Origin of the sequence: Paracoccus sp. Z118 (assembly GCF_019061185.1) — a bacterium.
GTDB lineage: Bacteria > Pseudomonadota > Alphaproteobacteria > Rhodobacterales > Rhodobacteraceae > Paracoccus.
Genome location: NZ_JAHQZU010000035.1, coordinates 1 through 19,085 on the forward strand (window position 1 = coordinate 1; position 19,085 = coordinate 19,085).

Annotated in this window: 17 protein-coding genes and 1 pseudogene; 7 read left to right on the top strand and 11 right to left on the bottom strand. The window is 60.9% G+C overall.

The annotated features are described in order from the left end of the window. Window positions 1-302 precede the first annotated feature (302 nt). Window positions 303-1,514: a hypothetical protein gene (locus KTN05_RS15770; RefSeq protein ID WP_217330348.1), complete on the bottom strand. Its 1,212-nt coding sequence runs from the start codon at window positions 1,512-1,514 to the stop codon at window positions 303-305. A gap of 444 nt (window positions 1,515-1,958) precedes the next feature. Between KTN05_RS15770 and KTN05_RS15775 the strand changes: the two genes are divergently transcribed. Further along, window positions 1,959-2,948 carry a hypothetical protein gene (locus KTN05_RS15775; protein WP_217330349.1) on the top strand — a complete coding sequence of 330 codons (990 nt, stop codon included), beginning with the start codon at window positions 1,959-1,961 and terminating at the stop codon, window positions 2,946-2,948. A 360-nt stretch (window positions 2,949-3,308) separates the two neighbouring features. Here the strand turns inward: KTN05_RS15775 and KTN05_RS15780 are convergent, their stop codons facing one another. From KTN05_RS15780 to KTN05_RS15790, 4 genes are read right to left on the bottom strand one after another with little or no spacing between them, the layout of a single operon-like run. Further along, entirely contained in the window at window positions 3,309-4,493 is a 1,185-nt protein-coding gene (locus KTN05_RS15780; RefSeq protein ID WP_254368277.1) for a hypothetical protein, read from the bottom strand. 1 nt (window position 4,494) lies between these two features. After that, the gene (locus KTN05_RS18240) at window positions 4,495-4,689 is read right to left on the bottom strand and encodes a hypothetical protein (RefSeq protein WP_254368278.1); all 195 of its coding nucleotides are present in this window, start codon (window positions 4,687-4,689) and stop codon (window positions 4,495-4,497) included. After that, on the bottom strand, window positions 4,686-5,246 hold the full coding sequence (locus KTN05_RS15785; protein WP_217330350.1) for a hypothetical protein: 561 nt from the start codon (window positions 5,244-5,246) through the stop codon (window positions 4,686-4,688). The genes KTN05_RS18240 and KTN05_RS15785 overlap by 4 nt, the downstream gene beginning before the upstream one ends. Before the next feature lie 30 nt (window positions 5,247-5,276). Then, window positions 5,277-6,020, bottom strand: coding sequence for a DUF4365 domain-containing protein (locus KTN05_RS15790; protein WP_217330351.1), 744 nt, complete (start codon window positions 6,018-6,020; stop codon window positions 5,277-5,279). Window positions 6,021-6,381: 361 nt separating this feature from the next. Between KTN05_RS15790 and KTN05_RS15795 the strand changes: the two genes are divergently transcribed. From KTN05_RS15795 to KTN05_RS18245, 3 genes are all read left to right on the top strand, one after another. Next, complete coding sequence (locus tag KTN05_RS15795; protein WP_217330352.1) at window positions 6,382-7,014, top strand: tyrosine-type recombinase/integrase; 633 nt, start codon at window positions 6,382-6,384, stop codon at window positions 7,012-7,014. A 381-nt stretch (window positions 7,015-7,395) separates the two neighbouring features. Further along, window positions 7,396-8,325 (top strand): hypothetical protein, encoded by a 930-nt coding sequence (locus tag KTN05_RS15800; RefSeq protein ID WP_217330353.1) that lies wholly within the window; start codon window positions 7,396-7,398, stop codon window positions 8,323-8,325. Window positions 8,326-8,914: 589 nt separating this feature from the next. Next, the gene (locus tag KTN05_RS18245; protein WP_254368279.1) at window positions 8,915-9,313 is read left to right on the top strand and encodes an MnmC family methyltransferase; all 399 of its coding nucleotides are present in this window, start codon (window positions 8,915-8,917) and stop codon (window positions 9,311-9,313) included. Between the two features lie 292 nt (window positions 9,314-9,605). Here the strand turns inward: KTN05_RS18245 and KTN05_RS15810 are convergent, their stop codons facing one another. From KTN05_RS15810 to KTN05_RS15825, 4 genes are all read right to left on the bottom strand, one after another. Continuing rightward, window positions 9,606-10,340 carry an MgtC/SapB family protein gene (locus tag KTN05_RS15810; RefSeq protein ID WP_254368280.1) on the bottom strand — a complete coding sequence of 245 codons (735 nt, stop codon included), beginning with the start codon at window positions 10,338-10,340 and terminating at the stop codon, window positions 9,606-9,608. 388 nt (window positions 10,341-10,728) lie between these two features. Next, window positions 10,729-11,007: a hypothetical protein gene (locus tag KTN05_RS15815; protein ID WP_217330355.1), complete on the bottom strand. Its 279-nt coding sequence runs from the start codon at window positions 11,005-11,007 to the stop codon at window positions 10,729-10,731. 221 nt (window positions 11,008-11,228) lie between these two features. Next, a complete protein-coding gene (locus KTN05_RS15820; RefSeq protein WP_254368281.1) occupies window positions 11,229-12,050 on the bottom strand; it encodes a YsnF/AvaK domain-containing protein in 822 nt (273 codons plus the stop codon). 645 nt (window positions 12,051-12,695) lie between these two features. Continuing rightward, window positions 12,696-13,613, bottom strand: a complete 918-nt coding sequence (locus KTN05_RS15825) for an AI-2E family transporter (RefSeq protein WP_217330356.1) — start codon at window positions 13,611-13,613, stop codon at window positions 12,696-12,698. Window positions 13,614-14,239: 626 nt separating this feature from the next. On the opposite strand from KTN05_RS15825, the gene KTN05_RS15830 reads away from it, so the two are divergent. Together KTN05_RS15830 and KTN05_RS15835 are read left to right on the top strand one after the other, a co-directional pair. Beyond that, window positions 14,240-14,494, top strand: coding sequence for a hypothetical protein (locus tag KTN05_RS15830; protein ID WP_217330357.1), 255 nt, complete (start codon window positions 14,240-14,242; stop codon window positions 14,492-14,494). A gap of 175 nt (window positions 14,495-14,669) precedes the next feature. Beyond that, window positions 14,670-14,966 (top strand): hypothetical protein, encoded by a 297-nt coding sequence (locus tag KTN05_RS15835; RefSeq protein ID WP_217330358.1) that lies wholly within the window; start codon window positions 14,670-14,672, stop codon window positions 14,964-14,966. Between the two features lie 57 nt (window positions 14,967-15,023). Here the strand turns inward: KTN05_RS15835 and KTN05_RS15840 are convergent. Next, window positions 15,024-15,840, bottom strand: a pseudogene (locus KTN05_RS15840) (IS5 family transposase). A 980-nt stretch (window positions 15,841-16,820) separates the two neighbouring features. Between KTN05_RS15840 and nhaA the strand changes: the two are divergent. After that, complete coding sequence (gene nhaA, locus KTN05_RS15845; RefSeq protein WP_217330359.1) at window positions 16,821-18,137, top strand: Na+/H+ antiporter NhaA; 1,317 nt, start codon at window positions 16,821-16,823, stop codon at window positions 18,135-18,137. A gap of 226 nt (window positions 18,138-18,363) precedes the next feature. Here nhaA and KTN05_RS15850 read toward each other — a convergent pair whose 3' ends face one another. Further along, window positions 18,364-19,041: a class I SAM-dependent DNA methyltransferase gene (locus tag KTN05_RS15850; protein ID WP_256449539.1), complete on the bottom strand. Its 678-nt coding sequence runs from the start codon at window positions 19,039-19,041 to the stop codon at window positions 18,364-18,366. Window positions 19,042-19,085: the final 44 nt, after the last annotated feature.

The following is a 19,085-nucleotide window of genomic DNA, read 5'->3' on the forward strand; positions in this document are numbered from 1 at the left end:
CCATGCCTTGACCCAAGCCTGACCCACGAAACATAACTCGAAGGTGGGTCAGTTCTCGATGGAAAACCCGGGTCAGTTCCGGGTGAAAATCAACAGCCGTAGCGTTCGGAGACCATCCAGGCCGGCTCCGGGCTCGCCTGAATCGCGGCCCGGATCTTCGGTGTCGTCGTCGCTTGCTTGTGCGGAGAGATGAGCATGATTGGCTCCTCTCCCGGACGGCGCCCAGGATCGATCTTGCCATGAACAAGGACGTCCGGCGAGCGTCTATGTGATCATCCGGGATGGAACAATTAGCTCCATTTCTACGACGTCCTGAGCTCCTGTGAGATCTCCAGATAGAGTGCAGACAGGTCTTCGTCATAAAGCGGAACGAGATCGCCGGGTGTGAGTGCCGTCAGCGAATCATGATCATAGTTGAATGCAGCGACTTCACTGGAAAAACCAATAGCATCGTCGAGAGTTTTGAATGTGTTAAGCGCAAGCTCCGCATCGATGGCCACAGCGTCCCGGGCTTCTTGGGTCTTCTTGAGGCGCTGCAATAGCACAATCTCATATTGGCTGATCGCGACATTGGTGTTTCTCTGAATCGAGAGGTTCCGTTGAAGCTGAGCCCTGCCCGCCGCCGTCATCTGACATTTCATGAGGGCTGCGGTCTCATCCATGAGCTTCTGGTTGGATTGTGCACGCTTCTTCAGTGCCGGGAGCCACTTGTCATCATAATCTACAATATGCGCCTCATACATGAGAAGCAGCAGCAGCCGAGTCATTACGGCCATGCCGTAGTATTTGCGCAGATTGTCAGGGTTGGCTGTGTGCTTTCGGGTCTGTGCTAACATAGTTTCTAGGTGATGGACAATTCTGACGACCTCTACAGCTTGAACAATGCTCCCTCCATTTGCTTGGTAGAGTAAAATCCTTGCCTGGCTCTCGTCGATGTCCCATGCGTAAACGTGGTGCAATTCTAAGCAGAACGAAAGAAGTATCTTCTCCCGGGAAACCTCAAGAAGCGCAATCTGGCGCTCGGCATATCCAATGCGCTCGGTCAGATAGAATTCGCTATCCAGCGTGAAATCTCGTTGATACGCACGATCGATGATGCTGGGAGATCCCTTGCCCGGCTGCGCGAAGAGAAGTCTTCTGCGGAACTCATCAAGACTATTTCTACTGGCTTCCAGCTCTTCATCGGCCATCTGGAGCAGCTTTCTAGATTCCGTGTAAATACCCGCAGTGTAGGAATCCAGGAGCGTATTCAGAACTCTGTTGAGTGCTCGTAGATAGTCGGAGCGTCCCTTGCGTAGGAAGCCTCCCTCACCGGCGGTGGTAGTGGCATATCGCTCCAGCTTCGACTTCCCCTTGTCGTAGTGGCGTTCCAGATTTCGGAAGAGCTGCGGAAAGTCCAGTTGACGGATCACCTGATCGAACTGCTCTGTTGTAGGAATATGCACGATCTCAGGCAAAGCAGCCGCTTCATCATCATCCTTTTTACTTCGAGAGAATCTCGCCAGTGGGTTCATGATGCTTCGTCCTGAAAACATTCGTCGATGGTGCGATTGACTCCCAAGATCGCTCTAAACACAAGCCTAATTCAAAGGAAACGTGCAGCTTGGCTCCGGCGGCGCCCGGACCGGCGCTCATGCTCGATACCCGGTAGGCCAGGGCGTTCCGCCCGCAAATGCCAGTCCAGGATCCGGGTGATCCGGCGGTATCCGTCTCCTTCACTATTGCGAGGTCCGCGGAGCGGAACATTGGCTGCTGATCCGCCAGACCGAGCGGGCAGGCTACGCCGCCTGGGTCAAGAGCGCGCTTACCGACGTGAAACCGGTGGCGACGGCCTGACGAGACCGTCGGATCCGCGGCTCGCCGGCAGGCGGGGAGCCGTATGACAGGGTGAAAATCCCATGGCAGAGCGCTCGTGATGCGTGGAAGATGCGGGTCTGCGGAACAAGCTGGAGGAACCTATGGCCGTCTATGTCGCTCTTTTCGGCGAGGATAACTACGAATGGCCCGACTGCCTGCGACGGAGCACGGTGGCCACGCCGAACGAGGTCGGCGATTACGCGCTTTGGCTGGCAGGCGACCGCGAGGGCTATATCGCGCGACGGATGAAGCAGCTGACGGTCGCTGGCAAGCAACCGCCCAGGGCGGTCGCCTCACGCTGGTTCGACCTGAAAACGATCGTCAGCCAGTCGATCGGCGATACCTGGATCCACAGCGACGGCGTTCGACTCTGGTGGACTCGGACCAACGAGGAACCGCCCGAATACGTTGAGAAGGTCGAGCCCGTCGGCCGCAAGCGCCATGTCATGATCTGTCACAAGCCATGCGAGCCTTGGCGCAGCACGAACCTGAAGGGCGCGGGTCTCTTCTGGGATGCCCTCCATCCCAAGGCGCGAGACATACTGACGACGCCGGCGACCATCCGTGAACTGAAGGGGCCCAACGGCGCCTATGCCATGGCCCTCATCCGCGGGGACGATCTTTCGCCGTGGCACGGTCTTCCGGATTGGCAAGCGAAGGCAGCAAACACGCTTGCAAAGGCGCAGGCCGGGAAGAGCGTCAAGACCGGCGGCATCGTCTATGACGGCTTCTCTAAGGCGGCATACCGGATGGCCATGACGGCCTTCGAGACAGCCGCGCAAGCAAATGGCCAAATCGTTCCCAAGACCATGAAGCTGAAGGATGTCTGCTTCCCCAGCACGCAAGCGCTCGAGGCCCATGTCAAGGATCTTTGCACGATGCAGGAGCATCTCTGTGCCATCACGCAACTGCCGCTGGTCTATGTCGATTCCGACGGGGATCCGGAAATGTTCGCGTCCCTCGACCGCATCGACAGCTCCGGCCATTACGCGAAAGGGAACCTCCAGGTGGTCTGTCGCTTCATCAACCGCTGGAAAGGGGCCTCGGAAGATGCAGAGTTCCGGCGCCTGGTTGGCATGCTGATGGGGTAACTCGCAGTTCTGCCCCGTTCGGCAGTCAGCCTTTCCCCGCCGGTCGCCTTCGGGGCAGGGACAAGCAGGGGACCGCCGCCCCCCCTGATGATCAGGCACTCCGCACCACGCTAGCGGCGCGGGAGTGCCTGATCAGACGACTGGGCTGGCGGCGGTGCCGCGCCGCAGCTTCCCAGAACCGGAGCCTGACCGCGCGCGGCAGCTTTGTGCCCGTGGGATCGGAGCGCACATACGCCTGTCACTTTCCGTCGCGCAACCCATGGCTGGTGATCCATCCTACTGTCGGTCGCTATTCTGTCGCTACGCACTGCGCCAGCAGCAATAGACGCCAGAATCCACGTCCGCGCGATTGCCTTCAATTCAAATATATTTGCGATAGTCGCTGCTCACGTTCTGACCTGGGGGTAGGTATTTCAGAACATCGCCAACCTTCCGCGCTGCACGTATGGGGATTGGAAGCCGCTGATTCATCTGGGTCGAGTTCCAGTTGACCTTGGTGAGACTGAAAACCTCCCTTGCGATTCGTTCGATAGTGCTTTCACTTTGTGGGTGCGGACATAGCAATAGAGGATTCGGGACATAGAGGCCTGGGTATGTGCCATAATACGGGATGCTGCCATTGGTGTAGAGAAGTCCATTGCCGTCAAGCTCTACGAAGGTCACACGAAGAACAGGGAAATCGCCGTCCCGCAACACTTTAACCGAGTAGCTCTCGTGTATCCAAACAAGGTCGCGTAGTTCAACGCCGGCTTCGTCAAGTGCCTTACCAACCCCCTCAGCCTCATCCTCTCGAAAGCGCGACGTCTTCATAACGATCACACGGGCTGGCATGGTTCTGTGGATTGACCTGTATGCAGCCAGAGCGCTCTCGGTAAGCTGCCGGGCCTCTTCGACGGTAAGGTAAGGGTGACGACCCCGCGCCTCTGATTGCGCCGGGCCACCACGCAAAATAAGCCCTCTGCCGCGCTCGTCGAACATTTGCGCGGCACTGGTCCAGATCTGATCCGTCTCCGCGTCCTTGAAGAAGCTGATCCCGATGTAGCACGCTGTAAACTCACCTTCTTCTGGCATTCTGCGCCAAGGCACCTTACCGCTGCCTTTGTAGTAGAGGGTGGTCATGAGGTTCCAAGCAAGATCAGCCCGATCCTGCGTCTGACGGTCCGAATTTTCCTTGATTTTGCGAGGGATCTTGGCGCTTGGATTAATAACATCCTCCCAGACAATCTGGATCGGGAAGCTAAGATCCATCGCCCGTGCCTTAAGCAATCCGCGGAAATTCGGCAAAGGTCCCTTGCCTTCCTTGGGCTCGACGGTCTCATTGTCTGCGACATCATCGGAAGCACGCTCACTCCTCCAGACACGTTCGATCAAATTGACGGGCAGTGCCACCATGACCACGTCTGGTCGTTCACGGTGCGCTTCGAGCTTCACCAGTTGCGCCATCACGGCATCGACCGCCATTTCTACGGCTCGGGCGTCGCTCGGTTCCTTGGTGATTTTCTCGATTTGACTTTTAGTTAGTATACCATCTTCGGCAGCGGCCACCTCAAATCGACAGCGAAAAGGGTTCTGATTTCTCCACTGTGAGAGCACTCCCAACAATGCCAACCTTGATTGTATCTCCAAGGTTCGTTTGCAGCGGGCCTGCCTGGAGCAGGCCTAAGCGTGGGTCGGGATGGTGGTGCTTCTCACCAAACTCCAGTTCCGGCTCCGGAAAGATCTTTGCCTTAAAAGTGCTCATATATCGAAACTACCTTGTTCGTCAGCTGCCGTTGGCTTCCTGGCTTTCTGCCCTTTCATACCCCAAACATCCTCTGGAACGCTCTTTGGCAGTTCGATGATTGGCGGCTCGCCGAACCTTATAATCCTATCGGATCCTGGGCGAGCGCTTAGCAAGCCACCCGCATCTTCAAGTTTCATGTCCGATAACAATCGATGCCACATGATAACTTGGCCTCGCACGGTGCTGTTGGTGTCGAGGCGCTTCTTTCCGGACAGCAAGGCATCGGGATAATAGAGCGGGCGTGTCCCATCGGAGGAGAAGAAATAGGATGGGTTTACGATCAGATACCATTGATCTGCGAGGCGCTCGAATCTTGGAATGAAGGAATGGTGCCTAACGTAATCAATCGGCCCCTCGTTCTTCACTTTCTTGTAGACACTGACGACATCCGCTTGCGTCTTTTGCTTGCCGCCCAGGTATCGGAATGTCCGGGCAACGTGACCCGGAACGGGCAAGAAGTAGAACTGCTTCTTCCTACGGTCCCAACCGAGAAAATCTCGGAAGTCCTGCGCCAAGGTATGCCGTAACAAGCCCGCGAATTTGTGTTACTGATCAACTGCATCATGCCTTGCCAAGAAGTCAGTTTCAATCTTTTCAACTTGATCCCGCTCGACAAGATCGCGGACGGTCGTGGTCAGTGGATCGCAAAAAGTCCAAAGCGATGTCTCATCGATCATCCAATCGTAGCGCCGCCCCTCCTGGGCCTTGTTCATTCTCGCGAGCGCCTTCTGCGTCGTAAGCTGCGTTTGTGCTACGAATATTTCGTTCGGCAATCGCAGTGGGAGCATGTTGATGATTGCATCTTCCCCACCTCCCAGCGGTGGAACGTAGTAGCCGTGTCCTTGCTTGGCAACCGTGAGCGCGGCAAGGTGATCCTTCGCGGGCCCGTCCAGAACGTCTAGCGCCTTGTCGAATTGCAGTGTCCGCTCGGCTTCACCAACGAGATTTTCAAGCGACTTCCAGAAAAACGTGTCATCCGAAAGCCTGTAGAGGACTAGTATCACAGGTAGGTTGGAGCCGCGCCAGTAGTCGAAATCAGATGCACGCACACGATAGCTGAATCCCGCATCAGTTTCGCCGGAATACGACGCGCTCTCAGTGGCCTTAACCTGAACAGCGATCATTTTCGCCGTGGGACTGTCTCCATCCATTACTTCGGCAACTCCGTCAATTCCTGCCTCGAGCCGTGACCGGCCATCGAATTGGAATCCGATCCGTAGGAATTGAAGTCCAACTGCCTTCTCCCCGATTTCGCCGACACGCTGACTGGCGGTGATCCTCTTGTTCACAATGCGCTCTCCAAGGCCATCAGATCGACCTGTAGCACATCTTCTGGCGTCGCATAAGGACATGACGACAAGATGTGGAGCCTTGGCATGTTCTCCACCCAGCGTTGGGAACACTAAATTATCGTAAGGTCCTGTAGTTGCAATACTGCGGCTCCATCAATCTGCTTTCTGCCCTCCCAGTCAATCCGAGGCCAAGAATGCTGCGGGATAAACCAACGGCTACGTTATCCAACTGCTGCAGTCGCGATGCTGCGCCGCCGGCAGACCGCCCGACGCGAGGACATCTCTCCGCCCCGCGTGGTATCCTGTCGCGGTCGGAGTAACCGAAGACGGGCGGGTCTGGTGGCCAGGACGTATACTCATGTCTACCGACCTTCTTCCTGCTGCCCGCCGAACGAGCATCGCTTGGAACAAGGGTCGTATCATCGGCCAGAAGCACCCACTCATGCCGCGGCACGTCTGGTCCATCAGGGCCCCCCTCGAGATGGCAGGCAGCGCACGTGACCTCGCACTGTTCGACATGGCGGTTGACAGCAGACTCCGCGGTTGCGACCTCGTAGGCCTTTGGGTCCGTGATGTGTTCGCCGCCGGGCGTGTGAAGGAACGCGCATCGATGATCCAGAGCAAAACCGGCAAGCCGGTCCGGTTCGAGATCACCGAGACCACAAGGCTGTTCCTCGAGCGCTGGATCCGCGACCCAGAGATGATCGGCCTCGAGTTCCTTTGGCCGAGCCGGATCCATGGCAGCCCGCACCTTTCGACCCGGCAGTATGTCAGGATCGTCGGGGGCTGGGTCTCGTCGATTGGCCTGGAGCCGAGCGCCTACGGCACGCATTCCATGCGCCGGACCAAGGTGGCACAGATCTACAAGAAGACAGGGAACCTCCGGGCAGTCCAGCTGCTGCTGGGACATACGAAGATGGACAGCACGGTCCGCTACCTTGGCGCCGACATCGAGGACGCGCTGTTCCTCTCGGAGGGGATCGACCTGTAGTCGCTCCGCCGACCGGCTCCCAGCGTGCCGGTCGGCCCCATAACTGCCGGTCGAGGTCTATCCATGCTGCGTGGCCGCATTTTCCCAAGCGGCCGTTCAGGCGGTGCCGCAGCAAGACTTACGTGCGCGCGGCATGTCGGGGGCCGCATCGGAGATCAGATAGCATCCAGACGATTGCTCATCCCACAGTTTGGCGCTTGAAATCGTGTGGTCATTCAGGGGAGCTTTAGGCGGAGCATTGCCGTAAAATGTGGAGAGCCCAGTGTCCGAACGCGATCTGCATTCCCTGTTACTTCCCGAATTGAAGCAGCTTGACAAGCGAATCGCCATGACGATTCGCCGCGCCTGATCGAAACACCGCAATCGCAGGAGAATTGACCCGTGCTTCTTAAAACAATCAGAGAAACCTACGACAGGTATCTGACCAACCCGGCGTCGGACTCGCTGCTCATGAAGCTTCACCACGATGCGCAGGAAGAGCGTTACCGGCGGGTCAAGATGGTCCGGGACATCGCGTATCGGGCGATCCCGTTCATCATCGAACCCGGCGCATTTGACCTGATCGCCAGTGTCCAGTCCGGCGTGAAGTTGGTCGAGGATTTCGGCCCGTTGCTCCTCGAGGCCCCGCTGCCGTTCGACTCGGTCTGGGTGGAGTTCGAGGAGGATGTCAGAGGGAGACGGACTGGATCCGGTGCTCTCATCCGGAAGATCGGGGACAAGACCCTTGTCTGCAGCTTTCACCGGCCTGCCGGCGAGCCTCTGATCGAGCCGGTGCTGTTCCTGACGGTGGATGCCGGGGCAAAGCTCGACATGCGCGCCGATCCGTTCACCTCGCCCCGGTTCATTAGCGGCTATGAGGGAAGCCAGGATGAACGCGTCAGTCAGTTTTTCGGTGAGGCGTTCCCGCAGACCGGCTGGACGATCCTGAACGCGGTCGGGGCGATGCACCTGATCGCCGCGAAGGATGGGCCTCTCGATGCGGATGAGGAGCCGATGTTCTCACGTCCGGAGCGGCGGCGGATGGAGCGGGAGGGGGCGCTTCCTGCCGGGGCGCCGCCGACGATAACTAGGATCAGGATAAACGCCCAGGGGCGGCTGCACCTGCAGGCGGTTGACGACGAGGAGGGCGGTGCCGGCGGTGCTCGACGACGGGCTCATCGGGTTCGGGGGCACTACATGCGAACCGCAGGTGGGTTGAGCTGGCGCAAAGCGCACGTTCGCGGGCTGGGTCAGGTGAACGAGACCATTCGGGTGATCGACGCTGCAACTGAGGATCAATCGTCCGACCAACGGCAGCGCGGGCGTCCGTAGTCAGACAGCCCTCGGCCACGTAATTTGACACCCCCGGCCCATTGCAGTCACCTACTCTCGAGGGTCCGCAATGCAGCTTCCCGGAACCGGACGTTCGTGCATGCAGCGACTTGCCGTCCTGAACTCATGCGCCTTCTATACTGGACCGGAACAACACGCCGGCCGTTGGCCGGAGTTTGGAAAGACCTTGGCTGCTGCGGAAAGGGGCTGAGAGGCGCTCCGGAACGTGCTGGAGACACATGACTCTTCAACTACCTTCCTTGGGCAGATAGGCCGCAGGGCGGATCACAAAACAGGACACCCGGATGCGCCCCTGGATAGAACTCGCGACGGCGACCGCCTCGGACGGGGATACGCTCCGGCTCCTGCACAGGGGCGACGAATTCTCGATCCGTCTCAAGGACGGCAACGAGTTGATGAACAGCCGGCTCGGTCACTCGGAGGGGGCGCTGGCAACGCTGGCGCTGGAGCGCCTGGCTGGCCGGTCCGCGCCGCGGGTGCTGATCGGCGGACTCGGCATGGGCTTTACCCTGCGGGCGGCGCAGGCCCTCGCGCGCCGTCGGATACTCGTCTCGTCGTCTCGGAGATCGTGCCCGAACTCATTGACTGGGCCGAGCAGCACATGGGGGCAGTCTTCGGGGATTGCCTGTCGGACCCACGGGTCCAGGTCGAGTTGCGCGATGTCGGCGCCATAATCCGCGAGGCCGAGGGCGTCTTCGACGCGATATTGCTGGACGTCGACAATGGTCCCGACGGCTTGACCCGCCCCGGCAACGACGCCCTCTACAACGAGGCCGGGCTGAAGGCGGCGCGCCGGGCGCTGCGCCCCAAGGGCGTGCTCGCGGTCTGGTCCGCCGCGCCGGTTCCCGCTTTCTCGCAGCGGCTCTCGCGCTGCGGGTTCGAGGTGGCGATGCACACGGTTCGCGCCAGCGGGGGCAAGCGCGGCAACCGCCACACGATCTGGATCGCGGCGAGAGGTGGAATCTGAGGACGAGAGCATCGGGACGGAAAGAGCCCGGCTGCCATTGCTCGTCCTGACCGGCTGCCCGGACCACATCCTGTCAGGATCGCGACCTTGCAGGCCCTGAGGCAGCCGAACCCTATGCGGCGCCGTAGCGGCGGCGCGCTTCGCGGAACGAGGTCAGGCGCTTCAGCTTCTCGTCCCACAGATGCAGGTTAGCTGCCATTCGCTGAGGAGCGGTGCTGCACAGCACCTTTCCCGATAGCCGCCAATCGTGGCAGGACTTCCTGTGGCTTATCTCGCCAGCGGACGGTTTGCCTCAGCCACCGACCTCGGGTGCTCCGGCGTCTTCGGCCAGCAGCAGGGTGAACTCCAGCACCGCCGGGTGGGCGCGCAGCGCCTCGGCCAAGCGGTCGCGGCCCGCAAGGCTGGGGCCCCATGTCGTCGCGCTGAAGGTCGTGCTGCGTGCCTGTGCGTCGTAGCTCTGGCTCAGCGGCTGATCGGGCAAGCCATGCGCCCGCAACAGCCGGCGCAGTCCGACCGCATCGAGCCCTTCTCCATCGCGGATCACCACTGTCAGGCGCAGGCCTCTGCTGCGCGGCAGGACGGCATAGAGGATCCGAAGACCGACCAGGACCAGCAGCGTCGCCGCCGTGCCAATCAGGGCCAGCCCGAACATGCCCACGCCATAGACGATGCCCAAGGCCGCACTGACCCACAGCGAGGCGGCGGTGGTCAGCCCGTGGACCGAGGGGCCTTCGCGGAAGATCACCCCCGCGCCCAGGAACCCGATCCCGGTCAGGATGCCATGCGCCATCCGGGTAGGGTCCGACACGATCTGGGTGCCCGCGGCAAGCTTCAGCGTCCACAGTTCCTGCTGCGCGGCGGCGAGCGTCAGCAGGGTCGCGGCGAGGCACACCAGCGCATGCGTCCGCAGCCCGGCGGGCTTGCCCTGCACCTCACGGTCTATGCCGATCAGCATCCCGGTGATCAGGCTGGCCAGCAGTGGCAGGCCGATGTCGGTGGTCAGGACCGGGGCGAGGAAGTCGGGCAAGGCAGGCTCCGTTGCGTGATGGGCGGGCGCTGGCCTCACCCGCTCATGTGATGCCGAAGCCTGCGCCGCGCCTGATGGTTCCCGCATTTTGGTGGATCAGCCTACCCCAGCGATCTCCCCATTGCGGCGAAAGGAGACTGGTTGCGGTCCAAGCTCATCGAGGCCTCTCAGGGGGCCGGGGCCAGCTTGCACCATGCTGCGGATCCGACCTATGCAGGCAGGCATGCAGAGGCTCTTCCGCACACTCGACATGATTGCAGGCAGCGTTGCGATGTCGCCGCCCCTTAGCAAGGGTCGACAACTCTCAGCCGTCGAGTAAATGCGCTCGGATCATACGGCCGCCTCCGCGATCTCAAGAGAGAAGCCCCCGCCCACACTTGAAGTGTCTCTAGGCATGCAGACACATCTCGACGCGCAGCATCGCGAGATCGTTGCCGTCGGGCAGAAGGTGTCCAGGAATGATGTCGAGTTCGCCCAGCAGGAACACCTTGTCTCCGGGCTTGGCAAACTCCCCCTCGGGCGGATGAATGCTGGCAGGCAGAAAGGCCTGGATGATGGCTTCGTGAGCTGAACTGACGGGGTTCTTCTGGCGGAGGGCAACAAGGCTGCCCGACGGGGTCGTGGAAACGGCAGTGACAATTCCGCAGGCGTTTTCTGTAAGGGACATGGTCGTCTCCGGTCGCCGAATGCTCCTTCTGCATTCCCACGAAACCAACACCTCTGAAGATGGCCGGTTCAGGAGATGCCCTGCGATCGGCGGATTTCCGACCACCGTCTCGGCTCCATCCGCATGGCTGTCGACGAGTTCAGGTGCGTGTGCCCCCGGCTCTTCGCAGCAAAAAGGGGCGGTCAGCCCGCCCCTTTTCAACCTTGCCTCAGGCGCAGCTGTTACCGGCGATCGAGGTCACTGTCCCGATCAAGGGTCCGGCCACGCTCGTCCTCGATCTCGACCTCGGTCTTGCGGACGGTGTCGCGGACGGTTTCGGTGTGCGATTCCACGTCCTTGTTCAGCCCGATCTCCTCGACGACCCGAGCTTCCTTCTGGACGACCGGTGCCTCGACATACTCGCGCGCCTCGAGGCTGCGCTCCTGGAAGTCGCCGCTTCCAGCGGGCCGGTCCACCGGCCGACGCTCGACATGGACGCGTTCGCTGCGCAGCTCGACATCCTGTTCGACCGGGGTCTCGACCACATAGGAGCGCACGCGAACCCGGCCGCCTTCTGTCTGCCGCTTTCCGATCGACACCTGCTCTTCCACGATGTCGATCTTGCCTTCGGTGTCGAGATCAGCGTCCAGGGCCGCGGTGCGGTCACCCGCATAGCTGGACGCCGCAGCACCGGTCGCGGCGGCTCCGGTCGCGCCATAGCCGGTCCAGCCCTCGCTGCGCCACTCAGCCTCACGGGCATCCAGATCGACTGCCCCTTCATCGTCCAGGATATCGAGGGCCGTCTCATACTGATGATCGGGAATGTTCCGGACCGTCACGAGATAGCCGCCACGGTTCAGCCCCTCCGCATAGGCATGGCGATCTTCCTCCGGGAAGAAGAGGTCGCCAATGGACTCGAAGAAGCCGCGGTCCGAGCGGTCCTCGACCGAATATTGGCGGGTGCCGTAACCTTCGTTCTCCCCGCCCGTCAGCACGACATCGGCGATGCCGGCCGCCTTCAGGGCGGAGACGGCGCGGTCGGCCGCCATCCGGCTGTCGAACATTGCCGAGAGACTGCGCATCGCACCAGTGTTCATGGTTTCCAGAGCCATTGTCGTGTCCTCACAGGTTACAGACTGCGGTCAAGATGACCGGCTTGCCCCGCGGCGGGGCCAGGAACAGCCGGGCTGTGGCCCGGCGGCGCTGCCCAAGAACGTGGTTCCGGTCGATCCGGTTTCGGCAAAGGCCAGACAAACATATCCAAGCTCAGTTGTCCTTTGCGGAACCAACCCCAGAACCCTCAACGGCATCTCGAGGAAAACCCCCTGTAATCTCCCCCGAGAAAGCCGATGCGGATGTGCTGAAAATAAAGTGCTAATTCGGCGCATCCGATTGGCCAGTAACACAGTTGAGAACAGGTGAGTGCAAATGAGGAGTTTGCGAGAATGGCCAACTTCCTTCTCTCGGCTGCCGTCATGCTGATCGACGCCGTGATCATGTTTGGCCTCGCCCTGGCAGCATTGCCGTAAAAGGACAGCCGCCGATACTGAGGCTTTCGCGTCAAGGTCATGGCGCGGCAGGTCACGCGTGCAAGTTACCCGCTCCCGCTCTCTGAAGCTTGGGGATGAGCCGCAACCGATTTGGCGCCGGTTGCGTCAATGTCTCCGTGCATGGCCCGGCAGATCTCCGGGCCATGCCGCACGCCCTTTTCAGCCCTTGCTGCGGACGCCGCCCACTACGGGTTCGGCAGGATCCGGGCTGACGAAACGGTAGAGTGCTCCGCCCAGGGCGCCTCCGATCAGGGGCGCAACCCAGAACAGCCAGAGCTGGCCCAGGGCCCAGCCCCCGACGAAGAGAGCGGGCCCGGTGCTGCGCGCGGGGTTCACCGACGTATTGGTCACGGGGATGCTGATGAGGTGGATCAGCGTCAGCCCAAGGCCGATGGCAATCGGGGCAAAGCCCACCGGCGCCCGGCCATGGGTCGCGCCCATGATGATGAACAGGAACATCATGGTCAGCACCACTTCGGCCACCAGGCTCGCGCCGAGCGAGTAGCTGCCAGAGCTGTGCGTGCCATACGCCCCAATCTGGCGGCCGTTCAGATAGAAGAAGAACGCGATGAACACGCTGAAAGCGAGTTCCAGGAGACCCACCCCGATGAAAGCCCCGCCTGCCATGGCAGCGTCGGCAGCTGGCCCGGTGAAGCGTCTCAGCGCGGCGAGAAAGGCGGGTGCATCGAGCGCAAGGCTCTGCCAGTAGCTGGCAATGCTCTCGCCAACGATCGGGAGATCGCCAATCCACATGGGCGGGCCAGGCGGTCCTTCCTCGACTACCCGCCCAAGCACGCGAACAAGATCGCCTACGCTCTCGGCCAGTGCTGCCACGAGAAGTGCGAAGGGTGCGACAATGACGATCGCGGCGGTAATGGTCATCAGCGCGGCGGCCGGGCCTCGCCTGCCGCCGAGCGTCCTTTCGAAATGGCGATAGACGGGCCAGGTGGACCAGCACAGAACGGCGGCCCACATGATTGCTGTCAGAAAGGGCGAGATCACTACGAAACAGCCGATCCCGAGCACGAGCAGCGCCGCGGCCCCAAGCAGCTTCTCGTGCTGTGCTGCTAGAGCCATCCCATGTTGTCCTGACCTGAGGTTCCGGTTTCGCGAGAGTTGAGTCGTCGATTATCAGTGTGGCGGCTGCCTGAGGTGGCACTTGCTGAGGGCCGAGGCCGGCACGTGTCCATCGTCTCCCTACGTCAGTGGGCGCCGCGGCAGCCTTGCTGATCCTTCGTTTCTGATCACTGCCTTGCGACAGGTTTCGGTCAATGATGTCCTTTTTCAGCAGCGCAGGCCATCAGCAAACCACTGAAGGCTACGACGGGCGCTTCTTCAGGGCCATGCGCTGATCAGGTGCAGCGCGGTGGCTGGTCCAGTAAGTCATCATGCTTATGGCGATCCCAGGCGAAGGGTTCACCATGAACAATGGGTCTGATGTGGGCTGGCCTTGGCAGAATCTGGGTCTGGACCGAGGGTATGAGCAGGCGTGAGCGAGAAAAGCGAGTGGAAGAAAGCAATATGTCATGCAGGGGGCAGCTGCCCTTCTGCGGCATGAAGCAGGCGCTTTCTGGAGAGATGTCTCCAGAGCGTTCCCAGAGGTTCTGCAATCAGGAGCCTTGGCCTGATGTAACTGTGCGGGAGAGTCCCCATCTTCCAGACAACCGCGCCCTACACTCGTGCGGTCCAAGGGGGATCCTGTGATGGCTGCCGAAATAGCAAAGAACATGAGCCAGAGGTGGCGCATGTTGTTCCACCGCCCAGTTGTGGCCCTCGCGACCGCAACTGTCGACGCTCGGATCAAGTTGGCCTTCGAGGCTAGGAAACCCACGCTGGACGAAACCGGCACGCAGAAGGCCCTTGGTGCCGAGATGATCGCCCGGGAGGGCCGGATCACTGCAATGAACGCCCGGCGTGATGCGGCGAAGCGGTCCCGCGACTGGATTGCATCAAGTTGACGTCTTCAGGGCCGATAGGGCACGCAGCCATAGCCTCCCTCAAGCTCGGCGGGTCATTTGTGTCTCGGAGTGTTAGGCGGATGGCGCTACGCCCTGCCTTAATCAGGGTTTGGCAGCGGGGCGGGGTTACCCTCCCAGCCTGCCCTGTCGGACATGCATTCCAGGCCGGCACGCCATGAACGTCCTGCTGGCTGCCTGGCTCGTCGGCGCCTTCCTGATCGTTCTGCTCGCGTGGATGGGCCGGAAGCTGCTCGGGACTCCGCTCACGATCCGCTCCGCGATTCTGTCGGTGGGATCTGCGACGCTGACTACCTTTTTCCTGTGGAACTTCATGGGTGGCGATGGCAGCTTCGAACGCCGGGCTGCCGGACTGTTCAACTTCGAACACCTCGGGCTTGTCGTTTCACAAGGCCTGCTCGCCCTGCTTGCGGTGCTCCTGGTGGCAGGAGGCCGCCCGAAGACCGTTCGATAGAGCGCAGCGCGCGAAGGGTAGCTAGGTCCTGTCTGACGGCCTGAGGGTCCGCAGGTATTAACGCAGGAAGGCGGGCTTCAGCATGGCGCCGAAGTTGACGGCGAGCTTCTCCTGTCGGGTCGCGATGGAACGGCAGCCTTTGAGCCATCCGACGCAGCGCTCGATCGCATTGCGCCTGCGGTAGAGATCAGGATCGAAGCGTCGCGGGCAGTCCTTGCCCATGTTGCCACCCTGGCGGGGTGGGATGACCGGCCGGATCCGACGTCGGCGCAGGTAGGCGAAGACGGGCCGGTAGCTGTAGGCCTTGTCGCCCGCGAGATACTTGGGACGGGTGCGGGGGCGCCCTCGCAGGCCCGGGAGGCGGACGGCTTCCAGGGTTCGCTCGAAGGCGGACATCTCGTGCCGCTGCCCCGGGGTGAGTGCGAAGGCGAGCGGCAGGCCGGACCCGTCGGTCACCAGGTGGATCCTGGTGCCGATGCCCCCTCGCGACAGACCGAGGGCATGGTGCTCCGGCTCCTCGGAATCCCCCTTTTACCCGCTCCTGCGGCCGAACGGCTGGCCCGGATCGAGGTGCTGTCGATGCACCACAGGTCCAGGTCGACCAGAGCTTCAGCATTCAGCTTGAGCCGCAAGCGATCCAGAAGCCTGTCGAACAGCCCCTCGCGTCGCCAGCGGCTGAAGCGCTCGTAGACAGTCTGCCACGGTCCGTAGCGTTCCGGCAGGTCTCGCCACTGTGCGCCTGTGGCGAGCTTCCACATGAACCATTCACCACCTGCCGATGGTCCCGCCAGCGGCCGCCACCACGCAGACCGCCACGGGGCATGAGGTTCGCGATCAACTCCCACTGGGCATCGCTGAGTTCGTGCCGGCGCATTGCAGACCTCTGCCATGGTGACGCTCACCAAGGCAACTGCCCACACCTCCACTCGTTGCAGCGGCCGTCAGACAGGACCTAGAACGGCTCCTTATCAGTTTCTTGGTTTGCGCGATTGTTTCCACGACGGCGATGTAACAACGCCTGCTTGTCCCTATATCTGTAATGACCTTCCGGTATCTCCCGCTGGGTCTCATGGAGGGCCCGACAATGGGCACCAACGACAAGATGCCCGGCGATGGCCGGCACGCGAACCAGATCACCGAACCCCCTCAGGAAGAAATGGTTGGCGAAGGTAGCACAATTCAAAAGCGCGATGGCGGGCGCCCGGGCCGTGGCCCTGACGACCAGGCGCGCCCAGCCAGTGCGGATCGGACCTAACGTCTGGCGTCTGCATCAATGGGAGGATGATGGTGGGACTTTCGTTTTCCCAGTGCCGTTCAGGAATTTTTGCCGAGGAGCAGAGCAAGGTCCGGGCAAAAGCCGCGTGATTGGTATCTGAACTCCGATACCGGCGAGGATAGCGCGGCGGGGTCAAACCCGCCGCGTCTGCTTTGCAGGGTGGATATGAATGAAGCCACTGACCGCCAGTTCGTTGTATCGTTCGTGCAGAGCAGGGATGTTGCTTCGGGATCTCTCTGCGGGACATTTCAAGATCATAGGTTCGGCTTGTTCCAGGAACGGGCGGGGAATATCGCCCGATCAGGACAAGCATTCTTGAAACTTCAGCTCTGTTGATTGCTCTTCGGGAGCATTTCATATTGGCCAAACACATCTGAACTATTCAATTGCGGTGAATGCAGCTGTCAGCGCACGAAGAAGAAATGCGCCTTTTCCGCCTAACAGCCGATATCCTGCGGTCTAATGGTGCGATCATGTCAAGGATGTGAAAGAGTGGCCCGCGAGCAGGAGCTGTCGAGACTTCACCGCATTACGCACCTTCTCACAGTCGATGCGCCCCCTCAGATGGGACCACTGAGATGAACGGACCGCAGTCCGGCCTTCCACGAGAACCCGTTAATTGGCTGACCCGCCCTTTTCTGCGCTTCCTCCGCATTGAAGCAACAGCGGGTATCATCCTGCTGGGCAGCACACTGCTGGCGCTCGTTCTTGCCAATGCCCCAGGCTCGGCTTCATTTCTGGCGTTCTGGGATCTCCAAGCGGGCATCAATGTAGGTGGAGTCGAAGTATCCAGATCGATCAAGCATTGGATCAACGATGGTCTGATGACCTTCTTCTTTTTCGTGATTTCGCTCGAACTGAAGCGGGAAGTCGTGCTGGGCGAGCTGCGTCATCCCCGCATGGCCGCAGTGCCCATCGCTGCCGCTGTTGGCGGAATGATTGTGCCTGTGGCTGTCTTCCTGTTGATCGTCGGGACGGGATCGGGCGCCAGCGGCTGGGGCACGGTGATGTCGACCGACACGGCATTTGTCATCGGCTGTCTGGCGGCCCTCGGATCACGCGTGCCGATCAGCTTGCGTCTTTTCCTGCTTTCCCTCGCCATCTTCGATGATGTTGGAGCGATCCTGGTCGTGGCCATCGTTTTTGGCGAAAGCCTGAACGTGATGCCGCTTGGTGCCACCGCTCTGGGTCTTGTCTTGGTGGCGGCGATCGCCCGCGCTGGCGTTCGGGTCATTCCGGTCTATTTCGCACTTGGCGGGGGCATCTGGCTCGCGCTTGATGCGTCGGGGATCCATGCAACACTCGCTGGCGTGATTCTCGGATTGATGACCCCGGCGCGCAGTTGGGTGAGCGACAGCCGCCTCCATGCCATACTGGACAGGGTCACTGCTTACCCGCCGGGGGACCACTGGACCGGCGACATGGCCGCCCGCGGTGACCTCTACCAGGCGGGGGTCGCAACTCGAGAAGTGCTGTCGCCTCTCGAACGGCTGGAAATGGCTCTTCATCCTTGGGTGGCCTTCGTGATCCTGCCGCTGTTTGCCTTGGCCAATGCCGGGGTGACATTTGCACGCGCAGATTTTGACCCTGTGCTCACAACGGCTATCATTGCAGCCTTCGTCATCGGCAAACCTTGTGGCGTGTTCCTGTTCAGCCTCCTGGCGGTGAAGTCCGGGTGGGGGATTCGCCCTCCCTCATTGTCCTGGAGCCTGCTTGCTGCTGGAGGGCTGCTGACAGGGGTAGGTTTCACGATTGCACTGTTCATGGCCGACCTTGCCTTCGATGCCCACATTCTTGACTCGGTCAAATTCAGCATTCTTAGCGCTTCGGTCATCTCGGCCTTGTTGGGACTCATAACATTGGCTTGGATTACCTCGTCTCGATCAAGACGCTGAGACATCAGGCCGCCAAGCACTCATAGCCTTGCCCCTGTGGCATTCAGACAAGAACCCTGCCGACCCGACCCCGAGATGAGCCCCCGAAGGCAGGGATGGACTCGTGGAGACTTGTGCTGAGGAATCCTACCTGAGCGCCAATGACCGCAATCCCACGATGGCACACCTGCATTGCTGCACCTGCATCGGTCCGCTTTCCGCCCATCTTGGCCAGTCAAGCACTGTATCAGAATCGGCCCCGCTCCACGTGCCCGCCGGAATGACGTTCGTTCGCCGGCGCACGCAGCGCTGCGAGCACAGACCGCAGGCTCTCCAGCCCGGCCTCAAGGTTCTCGATGATCTCCTCGGCGAGATCCTCCGGCTCTGGCATGTTGTCCAGATCGGTCAGGCTCTTGTCCTTCAGCCAGAACAGATCGAGGCTGGCCTTGTCACGCGCCAGCAACTCCTCGCCGCCATAGCGCCGCCAGCGCCCGTCCGGCGTCTCCTCGCTCCAGGTCTCCCGCCGCTCGTGCCGGTTCGCGTGGTTGTAGCATTGGACGAACTCGGCCAGATCTTCATGGCGAAGCGGCTTCCGCTTCAGCGTGTGATGCACGTTGGTGCGGTAGTCGTAATACCACACCTCGCGAGTCTGGGGCTCTTTTGCAGCAGGCCGGTTGTCGAAGAAGATGACGTTCGCCTTGACGCCCTGGGCGTAGAAGATCCCAGTCGGCAGGCGCAGGATCGTATGCAGGTCGGTCATTTGCAGCAACTTGCGGCGGACGGTCTCGCCCGCGCCACCCTCGAACAGCACGTTATCGGGCACAACCACCGCAGCCCGCCCGGTCGTTTTCAGCATCGACCGGATGTGCTGAACGGTAAGCGCCACGGCGCTCTCCTCCTGCCGCTGCTGATCTGATCGGTCCATTCTCCGCGGGTGGGCATGGCGCGAAGGAGTTGGTTTTGGAGATA